At 67.7% G+C, this 24,142-nt stretch carries 14 protein-coding genes; 6 read left to right on the top strand and 8 right to left on the bottom strand.

Annotated features, from left to right (window positions below):
- Positions 1–5: 5 nt before the first annotated feature.
- Positions 6–647: a GNAT family N-acetyltransferase gene (locus ACVT6V_RS07615; RefSeq protein ID WP_489899198.1), complete on the bottom strand. Its 642-nt coding sequence runs from the start codon at positions 645–647 to the stop codon at positions 6–8.
- An 80-nt stretch (positions 648–727) separates the two neighbouring features.
- Between ACVT6V_RS07615 and ACVT6V_RS07620 the strand changes: the two genes are divergently transcribed.
- The 6 genes from ACVT6V_RS07620 (at position 728) to ACVT6V_RS07645 (ending at position 16,896) form a co-directional block, all read left to right on the top strand.
- The gene (locus tag ACVT6V_RS07620; protein WP_489899199.1) at positions 728–1,537 is read left to right on the top strand and encodes a thioesterase II family protein; all 810 of its coding nucleotides are present in this window, start codon (positions 728–730) and stop codon (positions 1,535–1,537) included.
- Complete coding sequence (locus ACVT6V_RS07625; protein ID WP_489899200.1) at positions 1,537–2,856, top strand: beta-ketoacyl [acyl carrier protein] synthase domain-containing protein; 1,320 nt, start codon at positions 1,537–1,539, stop codon at positions 2,854–2,856. Before ACVT6V_RS07620 ends, ACVT6V_RS07625 begins: the two co-directional genes overlap by 1 nt.
- Positions 2,849–6,007 (top strand): nocobactin polyketide synthase NbtC, encoded by a 3,159-nt coding sequence (gene nbtC, locus ACVT6V_RS07630; RefSeq protein WP_489899201.1) that lies wholly within the window; start codon positions 2,849–2,851, stop codon positions 6,005–6,007. Before ACVT6V_RS07625 ends, nbtC begins: the two co-directional genes overlap by 8 nt.
- Before the next feature lie 71 nt (positions 6,008–6,078).
- Positions 6,079–6,963: an MTB12 C-terminal domain-containing protein gene (locus ACVT6V_RS07635; protein ID WP_489899202.1), complete on the top strand. Its 885-nt coding sequence runs from the start codon at positions 6,079–6,081 to the stop codon at positions 6,961–6,963.
- A 43-nt stretch (positions 6,964–7,006) separates the two neighbouring features.
- On the top strand, positions 7,007–12,310 hold the full coding sequence (locus ACVT6V_RS07640) for an amino acid adenylation domain-containing protein (RefSeq protein ID WP_489899203.1): 5,304 nt from the start codon (positions 7,007–7,009) through the stop codon (positions 12,308–12,310).
- Entirely contained in the window at positions 12,307–16,896 is a 4,590-nt protein-coding gene (locus ACVT6V_RS07645) for an amino acid adenylation domain-containing protein (RefSeq protein WP_489899204.1), read from the top strand. The genes ACVT6V_RS07640 and ACVT6V_RS07645 overlap by 4 nt, the downstream gene beginning before the upstream one ends.
- 365 nt (positions 16,897–17,261) lie before the next feature.
- On the opposite strand, the gene ACVT6V_RS07650 is transcribed toward ACVT6V_RS07645, so the two are convergent.
- The 7 genes from ACVT6V_RS07650 to ACVT6V_RS07680 all read right to left on the bottom strand — a co-directional run bounded on the left by ACVT6V_RS07650 (position 17,262) and on the right by ACVT6V_RS07680 (position 24,139).
- Entirely contained in the window at positions 17,262–18,512 is a 1,251-nt protein-coding gene (locus tag ACVT6V_RS07650) for an HNH endonuclease (protein WP_489899205.1), read from the bottom strand.
- Between the two features lie 415 nt (positions 18,513–18,927).
- On the bottom strand, positions 18,928–20,307 hold the full coding sequence (locus ACVT6V_RS07655; RefSeq protein ID WP_489899206.1) for a SagB family peptide dehydrogenase: 1,380 nt from the start codon (positions 20,305–20,307) through the stop codon (positions 18,928–18,930).
- Between the two features lie 7 nt (positions 20,308–20,314).
- Positions 20,315–21,292, bottom strand: coding sequence for an ABC transporter substrate-binding protein (locus ACVT6V_RS07660; protein ID WP_489899207.1), 978 nt, complete (start codon positions 21,290–21,292; stop codon positions 20,315–20,317).
- 43 nt (positions 21,293–21,335) lie between these two features.
- On the bottom strand, positions 21,336–22,121 hold the full coding sequence (locus ACVT6V_RS07665) for an exodeoxyribonuclease III (RefSeq protein ID WP_489899208.1): 786 nt from the start codon (positions 22,119–22,121) through the stop codon (positions 21,336–21,338).
- A 1-nt stretch (position 22,122) separates the two neighbouring features.
- Positions 22,123–22,629, bottom strand: a complete 507-nt coding sequence (locus ACVT6V_RS07670) for a barstar family protein (RefSeq protein WP_489899209.1) — start codon at positions 22,627–22,629, stop codon at positions 22,123–22,125.
- On the bottom strand, positions 22,626–23,078 hold the full coding sequence (locus tag ACVT6V_RS07675; protein ID WP_489900739.1) for a guanyl-specific ribonuclease: 453 nt from the start codon (positions 23,076–23,078) through the stop codon (positions 22,626–22,628). The genes ACVT6V_RS07670 and ACVT6V_RS07675 overlap by 4 nt, the downstream gene beginning before the upstream one ends.
- Positions 23,079–23,131: 53 nt before the next feature.
- Entirely contained in the window at positions 23,132–24,139 is a 1,008-nt protein-coding gene (locus tag ACVT6V_RS07680) for an N-acetylglutamate synthase, CG3035 family (RefSeq protein ID WP_489899210.1), read from the bottom strand.
- Between the last annotated feature and the right edge of the window lie 3 nt (positions 24,140–24,142).

The following is a 24,142-nucleotide window of genomic DNA, read 5'->3' on the forward strand; positions in this document are numbered from 1 at the left end:
GGACGCTACCCGGACGGGACGTCCGCAGGGGTACGGCCCAGGATGTGCAGCGCGATGCGGCGGTCGGGACGTACATCGAACTCGCCGACGTCGGTCCACCCGTACTTCGTCAACGCCCGACGCATTCGTCGGTTGCGGGCATCCGGTTCCAGAACGACCCGGCGGCAACGGGGATCGGCATCAAAGATCGCGCGAGCGAGTTCGGCCATCCACGCCGACATCACGCCGCGGCCCAGCAATTCGGTTGCTGCAGTGGCGATGTGCAGACCCATGTCGTGCGGGTCGGCCGGGTACAACCGGGAGATCTCGTCGCGGGCCGGCCGGTACAGCTCGATGTAACCGATCTCGACGCCGTCGAGGGAGACGATCAGGGGTCGCGAGTAGTCGCCGGCCTGTCGGTGGGCGGAGTCCGCGCGCCACTTCTGCTCCGACCATTCCTGTTCCCAGGACTGCACGAGGTGTTCCCGCGCGAACCACGACACCAGCATCGCCGGATCGCTGCCGGTCGGGTCCACCGGCCGCAGCCGGAACGGGCCGGTCAGCTCCGGGACGACCGGTGCGCCTGCGGCGACGACTTCCGCAGGGACATCGGTGATCTCGCGGCCGATCGCATACGTGGCAAGCAGTCTGTTGTCGGCGGAATCCATGCGGATCGGCTCCGTTCGGTCTCGAGGGAATGCTTCCGTCAGGCTAACCCATACTCCAGCCCCCTCCGAAAGACGACATCATGATGCACAACCAGAACACCCCACCGCGCCCCGCACTGAGCCCGGTACGCCAGTTCCATCAGCCGCTGCGCCCGGATCTTCCTCCGCTGCTGCTCTTTCCGCACGCCGGATCGGGGGCGTCGGCGTATCGCGCACTGTCCGAACTGTTCAGCCGCGAGTTCACGGTGCTGGTCATGCAGTATCCCGGCCGACAGGATCGGATGGCCGAACCCGCCGCGTCCGGCCTCGGCGACCTGGCCGCCGAAGCCCACGCGGCGTACACGGCGCGCGCCGACTGGTCGACTGCGCCGCTGACCGTGTTCGGCCACAGCCTCGGCGCCATCGTCGGATTCGAGTTCGTCCGGTTGGCCGAGCAGACGGCGATCCCGCTGACCGGGCTCGTCGTCTCGGCCGCGACGGCACCGAGCAAGGTGGCCGACCTGCCGCCACACCCCACCGATGACGAGGGTCTGATGGCACACCTGTCGGTGCTCGAGGGAACCGGCGACGGCGTCATGGGCAGCGAAGCGGTCATGCGGATGGCCTTACCGGTGCTCCGCGCGGACTATCAGGCCTTCGACGCCTACCGCGCCACCACCGATGACCGGATCTCCGCGCCTCTCACGGTCATCGGTGGGGCCGACGATCCGGCTATCAAGCCGCACGACCTGCACACCTGGAGCGCCCATGCCGACGATGTCTCGGTGAGCGTGCTCGACGGCGGGCATTTCTATCTGCACGACAACGGCCCCGAGGTCCTCGAGGTGTTGACCGAGGTGCGCGATGCGGCACGCGGCTCGGTGGGCGCCGGACAACGGGCAGGCCGCTGATGGAGGCATCGGACCCGATCGTCATCTCCGGTGTGGGCGTGGAGGCGCCGGGTGGAATCGAGACACCCGAGGCATTCTTCACGGCGCTCGCCGACGGTGTGGAACTCATCGAACCGTTCCCACGTGACCGGGATTGGCCGGTGGACCAACTCCTCGCACTCGGTGCTCTCGACGGCTGGGGTGAGGTCCCCGACGCCGGAGGATTTCTGAGCGGCGCTGCCGACTTCGATCCTCTGTTCTTCGGTGTCAGCCCGCGCGAGGCGGTCGCCATGGATCCGCAGCAGCGGGTGGCGATGAGGGTGGCCTGGCGGGCGCTGGAGAACGCCGGTATCAATCCGGCCGCGCTCACCGAGGAGGAGGTCGGCGTCTACATGGGGGCGTCGATCTGCGAGTACGGTCCGCGCGCCGCGGCGGTCAACGAATACTCCGGTCACCGCATCGCGGGCACCGCCCTGGGTGCGGTTGCCGGACGCATCTCCCACACCCTCGGGACGGTCGGCCCGTCGATGACCGTGGACACGGCCTGTGCATCGTCGCTGACCGCACTGCATCTCGCCGCGAACGCGATCCGCAACGGCGATTGCGAATGGGCGCTCGCCGGTGGTGTCTGCGTGATGGGCTCTCCCGGCGCGTTCTTCGAGTTCGCCAAGAACAACGGTCTCTCCGCCGACGGACACTGCCGCTCCTACAGCGCATCGGCCACCGGCACGCTGTGGGGCGAGGGCGCCGGAGTCGTGGTGGTGGAGTCCGAGGGGCGTGCACGACGACTGGGCCACCGCATCCTCGGTACCGTGCTCGCCACCCGGGTCAATCACAACGGCGGTGGCGGTCCGATCGTGGTCCCGGATCAGCGGGCCCAGCAACGACTCGTCGAACGGACCATCGCTGCCGCCGGGATCTGCCCGAGCGACATCGACGTCGTCGAAGGCCACGGGACCGGCACCCCGGTCGGTGACCCGATGGAGCTGGCGGCATTGCAGAACACCTACGGGATGGCCCGGCCGGCCGACGACCCGGTGCTCCTCGGCTCGGTGAAGTCCAACGCGGGACATGCCCAGGCGGCGGCCGGCATGCTCGGGCTGATCAAGGTGCTCCTGTGCGGTCGCCAGGGTGTCACCGTGCCGAGCCTGTTCGCCGATGACCCCACCGACAAGCTCGACTGGGAGCGCGGCGCACTGCGACTGTCCACCGAGCGGCAGGTCTGGGAGCCGCGGGGATCGCACCGCTACGCCGCCGTGTCGAGCTTCGGGGTGTCCGGCACCAACGCCCACACCATCATCGGGATGCCCGTGTCCGAGAGCGAGGTTGCGCATGTCTGACGATTCTGCGAAGGCGGTGGGGCCGACGCTGCCCGACGGCCGTGTGGCGGTTCTGGTGTCGTCGGACGCCGCCGAACTCGTCGCCGCCGAAGCCGCCGCGATTCGCGACTACATACGCGCGCACCCGTCGGTGCCGGCCGCAAGCATCGGAGCACATCTGCTCCGTACCCGCCCGGCCCGGCGTCATCGGGCGGTGGTGATGGCCACCGACTCGACGCAGCTGGCCGACGCTCTCGACGCACTCGCGGACGGGCGGCCGCACCCCGACATCGTCGCCGGTAACGGGCCGGCGGGCCCGCGGCGCGTCGCGTACACCTACCCTGGCCAGGGCAGTCAACGGCCCGGCATGGGGCGGCGGTATCACGAACTCTCCGAACACTATCGGCGCGCCGTCGACATGTGTCACGACGAGTCGCTACGGCTGTTCGGGACATCGCCGCGGGACTACGTCCTCGGAGCCATCGACCCGGAAGAACCCTCGGCCACGGATGTGCGCGTGGTCCAGCCCGCCCTGTTCATGCAGATGGTCGGGATCACCGCGATGTGGGATGCGGCCGGTGTGGTCCCCGCGCTCACCGTCGGCCACTCCCAGGGCGAGATCGCCGCCGCCTACCGTAGCGGGGCGATGACGCTGTCCGACGCCCTGACCATCGTCACCATCCGGGCTCGCCTGGTGCATGAGCTGGCACCGCGCGGACACACCATGGCCGTGGTCGGAATCGACACCGACGAGTGTGAGGACATGCTGGCCCGCCATTCGGGATGGGCCCAACTGTCGGTGGTCAACTCCGCGCACATCCTGTGCATCTCCGGTAAGCGCGACGTGGTTGTCGACATGGTGGATTCGCTCACAGCGCAGGGAAAGTTCGCCAAGGAGATCCGCGTGGAATACCCGGCGCACACCAGCATCGTCAGCGAGTACCAGCCCGGCTTCCTCGATGCGCTGGGTACCTACCTCGAGAACGACACGATGCAGGCCGGGACGATGCCGTGCATCGGCGCCACGCTCGGCGCCGCGATCGACGAGTCGATGGCGTTGGGTGATTACTGGTTCTGGAATCTGCGCAACCGGGTTCGATTCGACAAGGCGATCTCTGCTGCCGTGGCAGACCACGGGGCCGACTTCTTCATCGAGATGTCCGAACACCCGACCCTGCTGCTGGCCTTGGGGGAGACCCTGTCGATGGTGGACGATGGCGGAATTGCGGCGCGGCCGGTGATCGGGACCTCGCGGCGGGACGCCGACGGACTCGAGGAGTTCACGCGTAACGTCGCCGCACTCGCAGTGGCCGACACCGGATTCCGTTGGGAAGCAATGCTTCCTGAGGCGAGCTCGACGGGTGCGGCGATGGCCCCCCTGGAGGGCTTCCCGAATACGGTGATGCGTCGCGTTCACCTGTGGGCGGACCGGGAATCCGGGGTGGGTGACGAGGTGAACACGCCGGACTGGGCATCCCACCAAGCGGGTCGCTCGGTGCACCGGCTGACCACCTCCTGGCGGCCGCTCAAGCGCCGGACGTTGCTGCCGCCGCGGCGGATCGCCGTCCTCGATCCCACCGGTCAGTGCGGCGACCTCGCCCGCGAGATCTGTGCGGCCGCCGCCGACAATGCCGCCGTGGCCGTCGTCGTCGACCCGGACTCTGGACCGGGCGAGGGCGTCGATCTCGCCGACATCGACACGGCCATCCTGCTGACCGGACCGCAGGGAACGAAAACCGATGCGGTGCAGGATCATGTGGCGCACGTGTTGGCGGACGGCCGCTGGCGCTCGGGCCTGGACCGGATGCCCGAGCAGTTCTGGTGGGTGACCGTCGGCGGCGAGAACGTGGTGGCCTCGGATCCGGTGCCCGACGTCGTGCACGGTGCGATGACCTCGGCGCTGCGGTGCGCGGCGGCCGAGTACCCGGGGGTTCGATTGCGGCACCTGGATCTTGCCGCCGACACCGACGAATCATGCGGCGCCGCTGTGGTGTCCGCGATTCACGTGGCGCGCGAACCGGAGCTCGCCCTGCGCGATGGAACGTTGTACGTCAAGCGCCTGCTGCCGGCCGACGCCGTCGGTGACGCGTCGCAGCCGAACGTCGATCATGTCCTGATCACCGGTGGCACCGGCAAACTCGGTCTCGAGTTCTGTGAGCATCTCGCCGCGACCGGGGCCGGCCGCATCAGCCTTGTCAGTCGATCGGGGGGCTCGGCCGACACCGCGCGCCGACTCGATGCACTCCGCAGACGGACCGGCACCGCCGTCGACGTCCTCACCTGCGACCTCGGTGACGAAGCGGCAGTTGCGGATCTGGCCGAGTCTCTGGCTGTGCCGGTCTCTTTCGTGATCCACACGGCGATGACCTATGTCGACACCTCCATTGACGCCATCTCGCCCGCTCTGATCGCAGACGCGATGCACGCCAAGGTCGTCGGCCTGCAGAACCTGCTCGGCGTCATCCGGCGGTCCGACGATCTGTCGGTGGTGCTGTGCTCGTCGATCGCCGCGACACTCGGTGGCCGGGCCCAGCCGCTCTATGCCATGACGAACCGGATGCTCGACATCGCCGCGACGCAGCTGCGCGCCGATGGGACGGCAGCCGTCGCCATCGAGTGGGGTCTCTGGCGGGTGCAGGGACCGCTCGACGAGGACGGCGTCGCCAGGGTCGAGGGCGCGGGCATGGTGCCGATGGCACCGTCGGCCGCGATCGCCGCAGGACTCGCGGACCTGTCCGGCGACAGCATCGTGGCGGCGGCGGATTGGTCCGAGGTGCGCGACGTGCTCGCCCTGTTCGGGGCGGATCTCGTCCTATCCGAGGTTCCCGACACCCCGGTCTCGCGGCCGGTGTCGACGGCGAATCGGCCAGTGGCGGAATCAGTGTGCGTCGAACCCGATGGCGCGCACGCCGACCTCGCCGAGCAGACATCGACCGCGGCGCCGGCCGTCGGCGCACTCCCGGATGCCCTGCGTGCCGAACTGGCCGTGGCGATGGGTTTGTCGGGTGGAGACGACCTCGACCCGGATCTCCCGTTGGTGGCGCTCGGTCTCGATTCGCTGCAGGCGCTCGACTTTCGCAAGCGCGTGAAGTCGTCGCTGGACCGTGATCTCCCGATCGAGGCGATTCTCGGTGGCGCGTCGCTGCGCGACGTCGTCGCTCTCATGCGGTGATGCCCTCGCAGGGCAATGAAGTAAGGTTAGGCTAACGACTCAAAACGAGTCCAAGCAAGGGAGTGGGTCCAATGTCGCGTGCATACGACGAGACAGACACCGGGCCGATCGGTGGGCAGGCATATAGTGCTGCGACGCAGCGCGACGACGTGGAGACCGATCAGGCGCCCGCCGGTGGTGGCGCCTCGGGTCAGGCGAGGAACGGTTCAGGGGGAAGTGTCAACTGGCCGACGGTGATGATGGCCGGCGGTGTCTCCGCGATCATCTCGGCCCTGGTGGTGACCATCGGTGTCGTCGGGCTCCTGCTGTCCGACGTCGGGCGAGATCGGACGTCGGCCGGTGCGCAGCCGACGGTGGTCAATCTCGGATCCGCGCAGAATGAGTCGTCTCCGGCAGCTGCACCCGCCGGTACGCCGCAGGCTGCCGCCCCCGCCGCCACCGGCACCGCACCCGCACCCGCGCCGGCTGCGGAGGAGGACGGAAGCAGTGCCGATCTGCCGACCGGGGGTGGCGCTTCCGGTGGCGGACTCGCACCCGGCGCGATTCCGCAGGCGGCGCCGACCCAGACCCAGTCGCAGCCGACACCCCGGACCACCCAGGTGTCGCGCTCCACGCCCACCGTCGCGCAGCTGCAGAATGACCTCGACGTCCTGGTGGGCGGCGGCTCCAACGCACAGAAGGCCCAGCGGCTCGAGGGTGGACAGCGCGCGGTCAACCAGGCACAGCCGGTCGTGATGTTGCTGCAGCGCTTCAAGCCGCTCGGTTTCACCTACCGGGTCGTCGGCCCGGTCTCTGTCAACGGCAACACGGTCAAGGCCACCCTGGAACTGAAATCGCCGGGCTATCAGCCGGCCCGCATGCCGGTGTATTGGGTCTGGAAGGGCGGGCAGTGGAAACTGTCCAACCGTTCGATCTGTGACATCGGCGCGTACGCGCAGATTCCGTGCTCGCTCTAGGCCACCGCGAGTGTGGTTAGGCTTACCTTGGTAGACTTTCGGCATGGCTGACGACGTCACTCGACGCAGGAAAGAACTCCTCCGCAAGCGGCTGGAGGCCGGTGGGCTGGGGAGTGCCGAGGCCGAATCGGTAGGCGGGGACGCAAGGCCGGACGGGGCGACCAGCGAACTGTCCCCGGCGCAGCGTCGACTCTGGTTCGTCTCGCACCGCGACGCCGCGGATACGACGCTGAACGTCGGGGTCGCGTATCGGCTCGACGGCCCGCTCGACGCCGACCGGCTCCGCGCCGCATTCGACGGCGTGGTCGCGCGACACGAGATCCTGCGCACCACTTACGAAGTCGGCTCGAACGGTGATCCCGTGGCACGCCACCGCGCCGCCGCCGACATGCCATGGCAGACCGCCGACATCGCCGAACTGTCCGGCCGCAGCCGGGACCGCCGCCTCGCCGTCCTCGCGCGCCGTGAGTTCGGGACGTCGTTCGACCTGAGCAGCGCGCAACCCATCCGGGCACTGCTGGTCCGACTGGGCGACGAACAGCACGTGCTCATGCTCACGGTCCACCACATCTGCTGGGACGACGAATCCTGGCCGGTGCTGTTCGGGGAGGTCAACCGGGGCTACAACAAGGACTCCGACATACCGCCACCGCCGGCGCGGCAGTACGTCGACATCCCGACTGTTGATATGCAGACTGTTGCAACAGATCTGGCGTTCTGGCGAGAAGAACTGACGCCCATTCCGGAACCGCTGGCACTCCCGACCCGCGACCATGCAACGACTGCAGGAGCGCGCACCAACGCACGCCTGGCGCGCGAGCTGCCGACGGCACTGGTCGATCGTGTCGAGAAGGCCGCGCGCGCAGCGTCGGTGAGCCCGTTCACGGTGCACGCGGCCGCACTCGATGCCCTCGTGCATCGAATCGCCGGTGCCGACGACTTCACCGTCGCAATCCCGGTCACCCACCGCCCCGCGCAGGCGTCGGGCCTGATCGGCTATTTCGGCAATACGTTGTTGTGTCGGACGCGCATGTCCGCCGACGATTCGTTCACCGGACTGGTCGCCGCAGCAGGCGACCGCCTCGTCGACGGCTTGGCCCACCAGAGTGCACCGGTCGACGTGGTCGTCGGTGCCATCAATCCCGAACGCGCCTCGGGCGAGGACGGTCTCGGCCGGCTGGTGTCGGTCAGCCTCAGCGCACGATCGGCGGCCGACGGATTCGCGCTGGCCGGTATCACCGCCACCCACCTCGATGAACTGGGCACCCCGAACGGTCAGCTGCCACTCGAGTTCAGCATCGTCTCCGGTGCGACGCCGATGTTCGAGATCGAATACGACACAGCGATCTTCGGTGAAACTCTTGCTGCGGACGTGGCCGACGCGTACCTGTACCTGCTCGACCGGATGCTCGCCGAACCCGACCGTTCCATCCGTGACCACGACATCTTGAGCCCGGTGGGGCGCGACCAGGTGGTGGCACGCTCCACCGGACATCGATCGGCGGTGGCCGAGACGACCGTGGTGGACCTGTTCGCCGCAGCGGTGGCGGCCCGGCCGGATCACGAAGCGGTCGTATCCGACGGCACCGCCCTCACCTATCGGCAGCTCGACGAACGATCCAACCGGTTGGCGCACTGGCTGATCCGATCCGGCGTGGGCCCCGAGCAGCTGGTGGGGCTGCGACTCGGCGCGTCCGTGGAATTCGTCGCTGCCGCGCTGGCCGTGCTCAAATCGGGAGCGGCGTACCTCCCGATCGACCCGGACTATCCGGCGGACCGAACCGACTTCCTGATCGCGGACGCTGCGCCATATATCGTGCTCGATGCCGACGATCTTGCCCGCGCAGAGGCGGCGGTGAGCGACGAACGCTCGGTGGCCCCGACCGACGCCGACCGTCTCTCGCCGCTGCGTCCGTCGAACGTCGCCTACGTGATCTACACCTCCGGCTCCACCGGCACGCCCAAGGGAGTCGCGGTGGCGCACGATGCCATCGCCGACCACCTGATCGGCTTCGGTGCGGGTGAGGTCCTCGGTGCTGACGACCGCCTCGTGCAGACGTCGTCGGTGAGTTTCGACGCGTCGATGTTCGAGATCTTCTGCACGTTGGCCGTGGGAGCCACGCTCGTCGTGCCGAAACCCCGTGCTGTGCAGGACATCGCCTACATGGCGGATCTGCTCGTCCGGCAGCGTGTCACCGTGATGCACATGGTGCCGACCCTGCTGGCGACATTGCTGATGGTGCCCGAGGTCAAACAGTGGACGATGCTGCGGACCGTGCCGGTCGGTGGTGAGGCGTTCTCGGGTGAGGTGGCCGACGCCTTCACCACGACGTTCGATGCTGCACTCTCGAACAACTACGGACCGACCGAGGCTGTCGTCGCGGCCACCCACTACCCGGTCAACACGCACCAGGGCAGTGCGGTCGTGCCGATCGGCACGCCCAACACCAACGTGACCAGCTATCTCCTCGACCCGGGACTGCACCTCGTGCCCGACGGAGTCGTCGGCGAGATCTATCTGGGTGGCCCGCAACTCGCCCGCGGCTACCTCGGCCGCCCGATGCTGACCGCGACACGCTTCGTCGCCGACCCCTTCACTCCCGGCGGACGCCTCTACCGCACCGGTGACCTCGCCCGCCGAAACGCTCACGGCGATCTCGAATTCGTCGGGCGCGCCGACGAACAGGTCAAGGTGCGCGGATACCGGATCGAATTGGGAGAGGTGGAGGCCGGTCTCACCGAGCATCCCGACGTCGCCCACGCGGTGGTGCTCGTCGAATCCGACGACGCCGGCGCCCGCCTGATCGCCTACGTGATCCCCGCGGCACACGCCGCCATCGATCTCGACGATGTGGCCCGGTACGCCCGCACCCGATTGCCGGACTACATGGTGCCCTCGGCGTTGGCGGTGATCGACGAAGTGCCACTGACCGCGCACGGCAAGCTCGATCGGGATGCGCTGCCCATCATCGCGGTGGCATCTGAGTCCGATCGTGCTCCCGAGACACCGACCGAGAAGCGGATCGCTGCGGTGTATGCGGGCCTCTTCGGCCGCGACGACATCACGGCTGGTGCATCCTTCTTCGACCTCGGCGGGCACTCGCTGCTGGCCGCGCGATTGGTGACCACGCTGACCACCGAGTTCGGAATCGACGTCGATGTGCGCCTGCCGCTGGACAATCCGACCGTCTCGGCGCTCGCCGCCGCTGTGAACGCAGCCGTACGGGACGAATTCGGTATCGATCTCGACGAGCTCGGCGACATCGACGACTCCGTCGACACGATGGAACCGATTGCGCCGACACCATTCGTGTCCGACCGTCCGTTGCTGGCGCACACCGACCACACCGGCCCCGTCCCACTGTCGTTCTCGCAGCTCGCGATGTGGTTCCAGCACCGGTTCTCGGGACCCGGCGCCGCGGGCAACATACCGCTCGCGCTGCGGATCGACGGACCCCTGGACACAATCGCGCTGCACGCCGCACTCGGCGACGTCGTCGCCCGGCATGCGGCGCTCCGCACCACCTTCGCCGAACTGGACGGGCTGCCAACGGCCCACGTGGCCGACACCGTCGAGCTCGATCTACCGCTCATTGAGCTCGACGGTTCCGACGCGATCGACGCCGCGCTCGCGGATGCTCGACATCACGCCTTTGATCTCGGATCCGGCCCGCTGCTTCGTCCGGCACTGTTGCGGGAGAGCGAGACCCGGCATGTGCTGTCCCTCGTCGTGCACCACATGGTGATCGACCACTGGTCCACCGACGTGCTGCTCGCCGACCTCATCGACGCCTACCGGGCACGCACAGCGGGCCGCGACCCGGAGATGCCCGCGCCCGAGCTCACCTACACCGACTACGCCCGATGGCAGCACCGCGTCTTCCCGGTCGGTGTCGAGTCGGGGCAGCACGTCGATGACGAGGCCGCGGACTTCGGTCGCCGGCAGATCGATCACTGGCGTGCCGCACTCGCCGGGCAGCCCGACGCGATCACCGTGGCCGCCGATCGTCCACGGCCGCAGGCGTTGACCAGAGCCGGGGTGCTCGCCGACCTGTCGCTGTCGCCGCAGGACCGCGCGCGCCTGCGTCGAGTCGCAGACGACTGCGGCGCAACCGAGTTCATGATGGTGACGACGGCGCTGACCGCCCTGATCACCCGGCTCGGTGGGGGTGAGGACATCGCCGTCGGCACACCGGTCGCCGGACGCGTCGACCCCGGAACGGAGAACCTCGTCGGCCTGTACGCCAACATGGTCGTCTTGAGGACCCGCACCGACGGCGATCCGACCGTGCGCGAGCTCATCGGTCGGTGCCGGGACACGGTGCTCGACGCCTTCGCCCATCAGGATGTACCGATCGAACGGCTCGTCGAGGCGCTGAACCCGCGACGAACCCGATCCCGCAACCCGTTGTTCCAGAGCATGATCCACTTCCGGGATCGGGATCAGAACACCGCCGGGCGACCGCTGGCCGCCGATGGACGATCGACGATCGCCCTGCTGCCGGTCGAACAGGACACATCGTTCCTCGATCTCAACGTGATCCTCACCGTCACCGAGGACGGCGGCCTTGACGGACGCGTGGTCGGTACCGCCGACCTCTACGAGCAGCAGACGGTCGACGGGATCGCCCGGTCCCTCGAGACGATGCTCGGATCGTTCGGCGAGGACGCCCGAACCCGTCTGAGCGACATCGCATTACCGCCGCTGCCCGGGGTGATCACCGCCGACCAGCACAACGAGGACCCCGCCGAACTCGCGGACCTGATCACCCGTGAACGTCCACACCGGGTGTACGCCGGGCCGCGAACGCTGGCCGCCCTGCAACACGCCGGGACCACTGACCTCGGCTCGGTGCGGGACTGGGTGGTCACCGAACCGGGAGCCGCAGCGGCACTGGGCGAGACGCTGGCAGCACTCGCACCGGGATCCTCGCTGACGGACCCGTTCGGCGACACCGAACCGGCCCCCGTGGTGCAGGCGATGGCGGCAACCGCGGGAGGCGGCGCACAGACACCCACCGAGGAACGCCTCATAGCGATCCTCTCCGACCTGCTCGGAGTCGACGGCCTGGGCCGCGACGACAACTTTTTCGCTGTCGGTGGCGACAGCGTCATCTCGATCCAATGGTCGGCACGCGCGACTGCCGAGGGTCTTGCGCTCGCGCCACAACAGATCTTCGACCATTACTCGATAGCCGAACTCGCCGCCGCCGTCGATGCCGCAGACGGTGGGACCGACGATCCCACTGAGACGCCCGCGGAGGTTGACGTGGCGCCGATGAGCGCCTCGGGCCTCAGTGATGACATGTTGGCCTCGATCGGTGCGGCCTGGGAGTCGCAGCGGTGAGCGCGGCATCGGAGATCGAAGACGTCCTCGCCCTCAGCCCACTGCAGGGGGGTCTCTTCACCCTGTCGGAGATGAGCGGCGACGGACTCGACATCTATACCATGCAGTTCGTCGTGGAGGTCACCGGAGCGCTCGACTCCGATCGGCTTCGTCGTTCGGTCGCAGCGATTCTCCAGCGACATCCGAATCTGCGGGTATCGCTGTGGGACAAAGATATTCCGAAGCCGGTCCAGATCGTCCCGCGATCGGTGACCGTGCCGTGGGAGGAGGTGACGATCACCGCGGCCGCCGAGTTCGACGAACTCGCCACCGCGGAACGCGCACGCCGGTTCGATCTGCGGAACGGCCCGTCGCTGCGAGTCACGCTCGTCGCACTCCCGGGTGAACGATGGCGCTTGCTGGTCACCGCTCACCACATCCTGATGGACGGCTGGTCGATCGCACTCTTCTTCCGAGAACTCCTCGCCATCTATGCGGCAGACGGGTCGAGCGAGATGCTGGCACCGGTTCGCCCGTACCGCAACTACATCGCCTGGCTGGCGGCCCAGGACACGGAGGCTGCGCGGGCCCGCTGGCAGCGGTATCTCGCCGGTGTCGAACCACTCATGCTCGGCTCGGCCGGCGCGCAGGCGACCGAACACGTCACCGAACCCGTCCGCAGCCGACATCGGCTGCCGGAACCGGAGACCGGGCGGCTCGTCGCGTGGGCGCGATCGGCCGGGCTGACGGTGAACACCGCGGTCCAGTACGCCTGGGCCACCGTGCTCGGCCGACTGACCAACCGCGACGACGTCGTGTTCGGCACCACCATCTCCGGTCGGCCACAGGGACTGGCGGGCGCCGACGAGATGATCGGCCTGTTCATCAACACCGTCCCATCCCGCGTCCGGTTGACCGCGGACACCGGCGACACCAAGACCGTGGCCGACAAGTGCGCTGCACTACAACGGGAATCCAGTGCGATGCGCGACCAGGGGTACCTCGGGCTGTCCGAGATCCAGCGCACCACCGGACATCCGGCCTTGTTCGACACGCTGTTCGTGTTCGAGAATGCACCGATCGGTGCCGCGACCGAACCGATCAGCACACCCGACGGCACACGTTTCCTGCCGCTAGCGATGGAGAGCCTCGCGCACTATCCGCTCACCATTGTCGCCTACCTGCTCGACGGCGAACTCATCGTCATCACCGAGGCGATCGAGGGGGCGCTCGGCACGATCGAGGCTGCCGACGTGGCTCGCCGCGTTCTCCGGGTGCTCGAACAACTCCCCGAGGCCGGCAGCCGTGACCCCGACGACCTCGACATTCTGCTCCCGGCCGAGCGGGCGTTGTTGTCGGCGGCAGCCGAGAAGCGCGTCGGCGACGATCTCGTGGACCTGTCGCGCACCGTGGTGTCGGCCTTCCTCGACCAGTGCCGCCGCACTCCCGCCGCACCCGCGATCGTCGAGGGCGACGACATCCTCAGCTATCGGGAGCTCGCTGCGCGCGCCGCGCGACTCGGCGTGGAACTCTCCGCACAGGGGGTAGGACCGGAGTCGGTTGTGGCCGTGGCGGTACCACGGTCAACCGAGTCCGTGGTCGCACTCTTGGCGACGATGTTTGCCGGCGCAGCATATGTGCCGATCGACGTGGCGCTGCCGGATCAGCGCATCGCGACCATGCTGGACCAGGCCGGGGTGGCCGTCGCGATCACCGACGCCGCACATGAACATCGTTTCCGTTCATCGACGGCAGGCCTGGTGGTGGTCGACGAGCCCGCCACGGCCGAACGGATCGCCGGTCACCCCGACACCATCGAGCCGCCCGCCATCCACCACGGCAGCGCCGCGTACGTGATCTTCACGTCCGGATCGACGGGGGAACCCAAGGGCGTCATCGGAACCCACTCCGCACTGGTCAGCTACTGCCGCGACCATCGCGACCACATGCTGGCACCGGCGCGGGCGCGGCTCTGCAGGCCGTTGCGTATCGCGCATGCCTGGACGTTCAGTTTCGACGCGTCCTGGCAGCCACTGGCCGGTCTGCTCGACGGTCACACCATCCATCTGTTCGGCGACGAGGCGATGCGCGATGCCGGTCAACTCGTCGCGGGATTGTCCGAGCAGCAGGTCGACATGATCGACACGACGCCATCGATGTTCGGCCAGTTGGCGGCCGCCGGCCTCGTCGGCGACACCGGCGCGGGCACCAGCACCGGCACCGGACAAGGACATCTGACCGTGCTGGCACTCGGCGGCGAAGCCATCGGACCGGCGTTGTGGCAACAGCTCGGTTCGTTGCAGGACACCGCGGTGCACAACTGCTACGGCCCGACCGAGACGACCGTGGAGGCGGTCGTCGCCCGCGTCGCAGATTCGGCGGTACCGGTCATCGGCACACCGACCGACCGGATGGGTGCCTATGTCCTGGACGCACGCCTTCGACACGTACCGAACGAGGTGGCCGGCGAACTGTATCTGTCCGGAGCGCAGGTGGTCCGCGGCTATCAGGCGAACCCCGCGATGACGTCCACCAGATTCGTCGCCGATCCCTTCGTTCCCGGCCACCGGATGTATTGCACCGGTGATCTGGTGCGCCGCAACGCCCGTGGTGAACTGGTGTTCGTGGGCCGCAGCGACGATCAGGTGAAGATCCGCGGCTATCGGATCGAGACCGGGGAGATCGAGGCTGCGATGCGGCAGGTGCCCGGTGTGGCATCCGCCGCAGTCGTCGTTGTCGAGCGCACGGCCGGCCCGGCGCTGGTCGGTTTCGCAGCCGGAGACGGTCTCGACTCTCGCGCCGTGCGCTCATCACTCACGGATGTCCTTCCGTCGCACATGGTGCCGTCGCGGATCGTCTGCCTGGCCGTTCTGCCGATGAACAGCAATGGCAAGATCGACAATCGGGTGTTGCAGGAGTCGGCTTCCCGCGCGTTGCAGAGCAGGCCGACAGGACGCGCCGAGCCGCTGACGCCGACCGGGCATATCGTCCACGACGTGGTCTCTGAGCTTCTCGGAACCGCACCCGATGCCGACGAGGACTTCTTCGATCTCGGCCTGGACAGCATCGTCGCGATGGCCGCCGTGAACGCGCTCCGCGACCGCGAACTGCTCGTCACGCCGCGAATGGTGATGTCGAATCCCACGATTCAGGATCTCGCCGACGCGATCGATCGTGCGGTCGATGTGACGTCGGACGGAACCCATGCCGGGCCGGGTCTGGTGCCGGCGCTGCCGGTGGTGGAGTGGATGTACGAGTACGGCAACCATCGTCGATTCACACAGACTGTGCTGTTCGCAGTGCCCTCCGGCGTGTCGGACGGCGACCTGCGTCGGGTGCTACAGGCGCTGATCGATGCCCACGCCATGTTGCGCGCCGTCCAGACCCCCGACGGGGTCATCACCAGAGATGTCGGCGCCGTCGACGCAGACGCGGTTCTCACGTCCATCGAGGTGACGGACCTGACCAGCGCGGTCTCTGCCGCCGCCAGGGCCGCCAACGACCGGGTCGACCCCACAGCGGGACGGATTGTCGCCGCAACCCGCCTGTGCCGTGAGGATGCCGATGATGTGCTCCTGCTGGCGATCCACCATCTGGCCGTGGATGCGGTGAGCTGGCAGATCCTGTTCGGCGACATCGCCGAGGCCGGCGCGGCTATCGCTGCCGGGAGGGCGCCGGCGGTCTCCGGTGAACCCACGGACTACCGCCACTGGTGCCAGCGGGTCGTATCCCGGTCCGCGGACGCAGCCGTGGTTGCCCAACAGACGTATTGGGAACGTCACGTCGTGGGTACCGACCCTGCGATCGGTGCCCGCCGCCCCGATCCCACCTCCGACACGTGGTCATCGTTGCGGTCGGCCGTCACGCTCACCGACGTGCCGACGACGAAGCGGATTCTGCAAGCCGTCGACCGGCGGATCGGTATGCGTGAGTTCCTGCTCACCGCGTTGACCGTCACCCTCGCGGGATGGCGGCGGAAACGTGGCGAAGATCCCGCATGTGGCGCATACATCGCGCTCGAGGGACACGGCCGCGAGGACGAGCTGGCCGGGCCGGAGATCGACACGACCCGCACGCTGGGCTGGTTCACCACCGTGTTCCCGGTTCGGCTGGGTGTGGATCGGGAGGTGGACGCCGCTCAGGTTGCGGCGGACCCCCATAGCGGGCGTGAATTGCTCACCGAGATCGGCGCACAGCTCGCTGAGATTCCGAACCACGGTATGGATTTCGGCGTACTGAAATACGTCGCGAACGACCCGCAGTTGCGGGCGGCCCCCGAACCACAGGTCGAGTTCAACTATCTCGGACGCTTCGACCTGCACACGCCGGGCACCTCGCGGCAACCCTGGTCGCCGATCACCGATCTGGAAATCAACGACCACCTGCCGACGGACCCGGAACCCGACCTCCCTCTGCGCTACACCCTGGACGTGGTCGCCGTGGTCCGGGCAACCGACGATGGGCCGCAGCTGGTGACCAACTGGCGCTACGGGGCCGATCTGCTGGCTGCTCACGAGGTCGATCAGCTCACCGAGCTCTGGCAGCGTTCGGTGACGTCTCTCGCTGCGGCAGTGGCGATGCCGGAGTCTGACCGTCCAGATCGCTGACGCGTGTGCTCGGCGCCGGTGTCGCGTACCACGCACCACCTGGGACCGGTCGTCGTGGTGACCGGGTTTGGGTGGCCGTCGGGTACGCGACACCGTGTGGCGCCGTGTGTGTTTCACTCTATGGAGTTCTCAAGGATCAGATGCGGTCCCGGCGTGGGGTCGCTCTTTTGCTGGTCGAGTAGCGGCGAACGAAGTGAGTTGCGTATCGAGACCTGGGTTGGGTGATCTCGATACGGTCCCTCGCCTAGCGGCTCGGAACCTACTCGATCAGCGGAGGGTGTCCCTCGCCTAGCGGCTCGGAACCTACTCGATCAGCGGAGGGGTCGGCGGTGGTGGTCTGGCGGTTGTGGTCACCGGGTTTCGGTTCAGGCGGCGGTGGGCAGGTTGTCGAGGTTGAGGGTGCGCCGGTTGTGGGCGGGGATAGGGCGGCGTTGTGGGTCGACGGATGCCGGCGGGATGAGCCAGGGGTGTTTGTCGAGTCCCATGACGACGTCCCAGCCGTTGTGGTGGACGTCGTGGTGACATGAGGGGCAGAACAGGCAGCCGTTTTCCAGGTAGGTTTTGCCTCCGTCGGCCCAATGTTTGATGTGGTGTGCGTGGCAGCGGGTGGCGGGTGCCCCGCATTTGATGCAGCCCCGATCGCGTTGGTGCAGAGCTCTTCTCAGTTGTGCGGGGAACAGGCGTTTGTCGTGGCTGATGTCGAGGGGGACGGCTTCGTCGTCGACGATCATGGTGGTGATGGTGCCGTCACAGGTCAGGGTGCGCAGGGTGGCTTCGGTGATCGACCCCATGAACGCCAACTCCGCATCGGCGGGTCGTTCGGCGGGTACCGTGATCAGGGTTTGGGTGCGCGGTGCGGAGGCGGCATCGCCGCCGCGGGCGGCGATGTCCAGCAACGTTTCCAATGCGTCGGCTTGGCGACGTTCAGTGGACCGGGCGTCGGGGGAGCCGTCGGGTTCGGGGCGGGGTTTGGCTAGTTCTTCGATGGCGGCGTGGAACTTTTCGCCGACGTCGGTGTTGAGGTCGGCGTGCACTTCGAGCCGTCCGTCGCTGGTCAACGCTTTGGACAGGGTGTTGAGGTTGCGGTCTTCCGAGGCGGGCAGACCACCGGTGTCGTTGGCGGCCCGGTTGCCTAACGCGCGGGCGTGTTTGGTGATGTCGGCGGGGGTGGCGCCGGAGAAGAACTGTCCGAGAAGATCTGTCACAAATCTTAGACGCGCTGCGTCGTCGATCGGTTCCGCTGATCTCTTGGCAATATGATCCATCCCTTTGACCACCGCGTCGGCGTGTTCGCTGGAGATCGCGCCGTCGGCGGCATGCGCGTGCAGGGTGGGCAGGGTGTCGCGGGTGGCGGCGATGCGCTGTAGGCGAGCCGCGACCGCGGGTGCCAGGCCCATCACGATCAGCAACTCACTCATTTTGCGGCCGTGGTCTTTCGCCACACCGAGGCGGTCGAGGTGGCCGACCATGATCGCCAGGTGGTGGGCGATCAGGTTGCCCATCATGATCAGTGCCTGGGTCGTGTCGAAGGCCGACTGTTTGGTCAGGTCGGCCTCGACGATGGGTAGGTCACGGAGTGTATCGACAAGCGGTGAGAGTTCCCCCGAAGTTCTCATGCCATCCAAAGTATTCGAACTGGCGTTCGACGTCAAGGGGTTTGTGGAGGAAGGTGCAGAGAATTTTTCGGGGATGCCGAGGATTGCTTGCGTCGGGGCTGAATGGTTGTGTGGCAGGGGATCTCGATACGTCTCCTCGCTGCCGCTCGTCGACTACTCGATCAGCGGGAGGGGCCGCCTCGCTGGCGCTCTCGTCAACTCGACAGCGGAGGGCCGCGTCGCTGCCGCTCGTCGTCTGCTCGATCAGCGGTAGGGGGGTTCCGCGCTCACTCGTCGACTACTCGATCAGCGGATGGCGTCTGCCCGATCTGCGGCAGGGGCTCTCGCTTCCCCTGGTCCTCGACCATCGGCGGCACGCTGCGATCCGCACCATCCGATCTCGGGTCGGCGTGACCGGCAACCGCCTCAACCCAGGTCAGCGACATGTCCCGACCACGAAGCTGCCGACGTTGCATTCTTCCAACTCGTCGGCACCTGTCGCCTCGGCAAACGCCGCGGTGTCGCCGTATCCCTGCGCGACACCGCCCAAGCCCATTGCGGTAGAGGTGAGGTACAGCGTTTGGGTCAGCACGCCGACGTGCTTCAGGATCACTGCATACGGCATCTGCTCGTACGTCCACATGATCCGCCCGGGCCGTGCGGCCAGGACGAACAGCACCTGCGGAAGCTGGCCGTCCGCCAGCGTGAGCGCGGCCGGGGCGATCAACTTCGATACGGCGACAGTGTCATACGACGCCACGGGGCGAAGGACGTGATCGAACGAATCGTAGTGGTACATGCCCGCCGGTACGCCGTCGGCGGTGCGCACCACCGGATAGATCTCCAACTCGTAGAGGGACCCACCCGACGGGTACGGGCGCGACGGTAGTTCCTCGGCGACGGGCCGGTCCGCATTGATGGTGCGCACGTCGCGTGTGCGCGCACAGCGAAACAGCAGCTCGCCCAGCTGCTGCTTGGTGATCGGGCGGTGATCGTCGAAGTCGCGGACCGACGTCCGATCCTCGACGACGGCGGCGAACGGGCGGTCGTGCTCGCGAAGCTCTGACAGATCGGGAGCGGGAAGGGTGATCGCTTCTCCCGGGTACGTGGCCGGCCGTGCCGGGACGGGTTCGAACTCGCCGTCGGCCCAGCGGGTCGGACCGAAGTGTGCCCAACTCGTCCCACGGTCGCCGACGGTGCTGTGTCGATGAAACCAGAGCTCGTGTGGACTCCAACTGCGCGTGGCGAATTCGTGATCCTCGGCGTCGCCGGGCACCGCGTGGCCGGCCCAGATGAGGTCGGCGGCCAGTCGGTCGCGCAGCGATGCCGTCCTCGAATCCTCTGGGTTCCGGCCGATTCCGGTCATGACGGCGAGCATCGTCGGATCGTGCACCGCGATGTCGCACCAGGACCGTGGATTCTCCGAGATCATTTCGTCGTCGACGCGGCGGAGAACGGTGAACCGGGACAGGCGCACCGTATCGGTCGTCGCAACTGGCCCCGGTCGGGCACCGGGCGGCCGGCGAAACGGTCTCAGCGAGTACATGTCCCGGCCATCGACCCGCACCGTCGTAGACAGCGCGCCGCTCTCGATGAGCCGGTTCGTCAACTCGCTGACGGACGGATCGGCGTCGTCGACGGCAGTGGGGCCGGCGTTCAGCGTGCGCAACAGTGCGATCTGCGGTGCCGACAGCCTGTCGAGTCGTTGCTTGGCGGGCAGGATCACCGCGACTCCACCGCCACCGAGCAGGCATCGTGCGCCGTCGGTGAACCGGTAGATCGTCTGGATCGTCGTGGTGTCGGCGGCGGTGCTCATCGGTCTGTCACGCCGCCGCGTGCTGCAGCGCCGGATACATCTTGTCCAGCACATACGGGATGGACAGGGGTGTCGGCTCGTTGAGGCCACCGATCTCGGCCACTGTCAGCCGGCTGACGGCGTCACTCTTCACCGACTGCAGCCCCTGGTAGCCGGGCAGCTTCTCCAGTGCCTGCATCTGTTGATCGGTGTTCGCGGTGATGACCAACAGGTCGGAGTTCAGCAGCGGAACGTTTTCGGTGGAGATCGGGAAGCGCGGCTGGCCACTCTTGCGGAACTGGGCGACCAACTGCGGCGCGATACTCATGCCGAGCGAGGAGAACAGGTAGGTCGAACCGTCGTCGGGATCGGCCATGACCTGGATCTGGTCGCCGGAGAACATGTACGCCATCGTGTAGGTCTTGCCCTGTAGGCCGGGCATGTCCTTCTTCGCCGCGTCGATCTTGGCGTCGACGCCGGCGGTGATCTCCTTGGCCTTGTCCGGTTCCCGCAGGACGGTTCCAAGGAAGGTGACCATGTCCTGCCACGGATCGATCTGCTTCCCGGTGATGCCGGGGATCGTCGGCGCGAGCTTGGCGACGCTGTCGTAGATCTCCGGTTGATCGTCGGCCATGTACGAGGTCGCGAGGATCAGGTCGGGCTTGGCCTTGGCCACCTGTGCCACGATGTCGTCGGTGCTGATCGGGGTCGATTCCGTGAGCTTGTCGCTCGACCACGGTGGGGGATTGCCGGTCAGGACCTGGATGTTGTCGAGATAGGCGACGGGCGTGACACCGAAGGACAGCGTGACGTCGATCCACTGCGCACCCAGCGTCACAATCCGTTTCGGCACACCGTTGATGGTCACCGATCCCTTGGAGGTGTTGACCTGGATCGGCGCCCCGCCGTCCGCCGACTCCTCCGGTGAACTGCAGGCGCTGAGGGCGAGAACCGCCACCAGGAGCGCCGCGATCACTGCCGGGAAAGCCCGCAACCCACGTTTCATATGTGAAGCCTAACCTAAGTACCGAACGGCACTCGGCGGGGCCTCACACCTCGATGACGACCGGCGCGTGATCGCTCGCACCCTTGCCCTTGCGCGCCTCGCGGTCCACATAGGCGCCGCGCACCCGATCGTCGAACGCCGGCGAGCACAGCAGATAGTCGATGCGCATGCCCTCGTTGCGGGGAAACCGCAGCTGCGTGTAGTCCCAAAAGGTGTACGCGTCGGTGTAAGGGAGGGCCGAGTCGACGAAGCCGGCGTCGCGGATCGCCCCCAGCGCAGCCCGCTCGGGACCCGACACGTGCGTCTTGCCCTCGAAAGCCGCACGGTCCCAGACATCGCCATCGGTGGGGATGATGTTCCAGTCACCGGCGAGGACGATTTGAGCAGCCGGATCGTGTGCGAGCCACAACGCACCGATGTCGCGCAGCTTGGTCAGCCAGTCGAGCTTGTACTGATAGTGCGGGTCATCGAGTGCACGCCCGTTGGGTACGTACAGGCTCCACACCCGCACACCGCCGCACCGTGCGGAGATCGCCCGCGCCTCGCGGGCGGGAGTGGTGTGCTCGGCGCCGAATGTCGGCTGCCCCTCGAAGCCGATCTCCACCTCCTCGAGGCCGACCCGCGACGCGATCGCGACGCCGTTGAATCCGCCGGTGCCCACGTGCATGACGTCGTACCCGGCGGCCAGGAAGCTCATGACCGGGAACTCGTCGTCGCGACACTTGGTCTCCTGCATGGCGAGGACATCGATGTCGCTACGTTCCATCCAACCGACCACGGCCTCGGAGCGGGCGCGGATGGAGTTCACGTTCCAGGTGGCGATGCGCATATCAGCTCTCGATCACGGCGACGGGTGATTTTGCCTCGCGCCAACGGGTCTGGACCCAACCCAGCAGCGGTGACGGGGTCAGCAGGATCACCGCGAAGGACGCCGGGGGAGTGGCGCTGTCGCGATAGTGGTCCCGGTAGAACTCGAGTGATTCGCCGAACCACCGCAGTTCGTCGGGCTCGCGGCGCAGCAGGCTCTCGGCGTGTGTGATCGCCGTGATGTACGACGTCGGCGGCGGCTCGTCGGGGGGACGGTCGCCGCCGAGGTCGCGCATGCACTCGTCGAATGCGTCCCGGTTGTGGCCGAAATGATCCCCGAACTCCCAGGATCGGGCGAACTCGTCGAACAGCGTCGAAACTGTCGGCATCTCGCGACCGTTCACCTGCCGGACCACAACCTCGTCGTCGAGCCGGGGAAGCTGTTCGCCGACAAGGACTCCGACGACGGGTCCACTGTGCCCCGCATCGAAGATGAACCGGCGTAACGGCGTCGGTTGTGACTTGCTCACTGGTCGGGCCCCCGGATGCGCACGAAGGTCCGGTAGTGGTCGTCGGTGTACCAGGCGGTGCCGTCGCTCCCGGTGACGATCCGTTCGGCATCGCGGCTCTGGCCCGGTTTCTTGGGGTTCACATCCCACTCGCGGTAGGTGATCCGCCGACCCTGCGCATCGGTGGCGGGCAGGTTGCCCTCGCTGTTGCGAAAGACGTCGCCGCCGTGGGTACCGGGCGCGTTGGCGGCCTCCGGCCACTCACCGGCATCGATGAAAGCCAGTGTGGTCAGGACATGATCCGGGACCGCCGGGTTCGTCGACGACGCGCGCCCCGCCGCCGCCGACGTCGCGCTCGGGGCCGCACCAGGGGTCGCACTCCCGCCGCCCGCCGGATCGCCGCCATCGGCGAGGAGCCACGCGAGCGCCGCGACGATGACGACGACCACGAATCCGGCCACGGACAGCATCGCCCGTTGCCGCGTCGCCCTCGCCCCCGTCACGCGCTCACCCTAAGCACGATTCACAACTCGATGTAGCGGGACCGGTGGTGCAGGCCGAAACCGAGGGCGCGATACCACGTCCCGGCGATCCGGTTGTCGACCTCGACCTGTACATAGATCCGCCGCGCATCGTGCTGGGCGCCCCAGGCCACCAGCGATGACATGACCTCGGCGGCGAGACCTCGGCGCCGGTGCCCCGGTGAGGTCCACAATGCGGTCAGCCCCAGCCAGCGGGTGCCGTCGGTGGCCTCGGTGACGGTGGCGCGTCCGATCGAGATCGGGTCGTCGTCGGCGATCGAGGCCACCACGACCGGTCCGCGCGATGCGCCGACCACCGTGGCCGCCGTCGTCACGTCGACGTCGGGGCCGCGGTAGGCACGCAACCATGCGGCATCAGGGGTGTCGTCGAGGCGTACGGAGGTTCCGCCAGTGGTGCGGGCGAAACCGTCGACATCGCGGACCAGGATCTGGATCTGGCCGCTGGCCGGACGGCCGTCGAGCTGACCGGCCGGGATGAGCCGTTCCGGCAGCGCGACCAGCGTCGGGAGGCCCCGATCCCGGTACCAGTTCCGGATCGCGGCCAGGGTGGACGCGTCGGTGCCCGCCCCGAACTCCAGCGGTACGGCCGAATTGGCCCGACGGGTGAAGCCGTGGCCGGCGCGCAGCATCCATCCGGCGACCATCGCCGACTCGACACCGGGCCAGGCGGTGGCGGCCGCCTCCTCGAGCGCCCGGATCTCCGAGTTGCGCACCGTCACCCGCGACAGCAACCGGATCGACGTGATCGCCGACCTCGGAATCGATTGCGGTCCGTCCCGGTCGACGACCAGCGGGTCCGAGTCGTCGAGCAGAACTCCGGTCACGTCCGACAGCGCCGCCGCCGGGTCGCGGCGCCAATCGGACGGCGTCGCCTCGCCGAGGCGATACCGCACGACGACACGATCGCCCACGAAGGGGACACGATCGCCCACGAAAGGCGCACGGTCGCCGCCGGCCAGCCCGTCCGGAGTGCTCGACGTCCCGTTCACCAG

It is taken from the genome of Gordonia sp. LMA167, assembly GCF_058130025.1.

Bases quoted from the DNA above. Each gene is read 5' to 3' on its own strand.
- ACVT6V_RS07615 (WP_489899198.1), bottom strand. From the start codon at position 647: ATGGATTCCGCCGACAACAGACTGCTTGCCACGTATGCGATCGGCCGC.
- ACVT6V_RS07620 (WP_489899199.1), top strand. From the start codon at position 728: ATGATGCACAACCAGAACACCCCACCGCGCCCCGCACTGAGCCCGGTA.
- ACVT6V_RS07625 (WP_489899200.1), top strand. From the start codon at position 1,537: ATGGAGGCATCGGACCCGATCGTCATCTCCGGTGTGGGCGTGGAGGCG.
- nbtC (WP_489899201.1), top strand. From the start codon at position 2,849: ATGTCTGACGATTCTGCGAAGGCGGTGGGGCCGACGCTGCCCGACGGC.
- ACVT6V_RS07635 (WP_489899202.1), top strand. From the start codon at position 6,079: ATGTCGCGTGCATACGACGAGACAGACACCGGGCCGATCGGTGGGCAG.
- ACVT6V_RS07640 (WP_489899203.1), top strand. From the start codon at position 7,007: ATGGCTGACGACGTCACTCGACGCAGGAAAGAACTCCTCCGCAAGCGG.
- ACVT6V_RS07650 (WP_489899205.1), bottom strand. From the start codon at position 18,512: ATGAGAACTTCGGGGGAACTCTCACCGCTTGTCGATACACTCCGTGAC.
- ACVT6V_RS07655 (WP_489899206.1), bottom strand. From the start codon at position 20,307: ATGAGCACCGCCGCCGACACCACGACGATCCAGACGATCTACCGGTTC.
- ACVT6V_RS07660 (WP_489899207.1), bottom strand. From the start codon at position 21,292: ATGAAACGTGGGTTGCGGGCTTTCCCGGCAGTGATCGCGGCGCTCCTG.
- ACVT6V_RS07665 (WP_489899208.1), bottom strand. From the start codon at position 22,121: ATGCGCATCGCCACCTGGAACGTGAACTCCATCCGCGCCCGCTCCGAG.
- ACVT6V_RS07675 (WP_489900739.1), bottom strand. From the start codon at position 23,078: ATGCTGTCCGTGGCCGGATTCGTGGTCGTCGTCATCGTCGCGGCGCTC.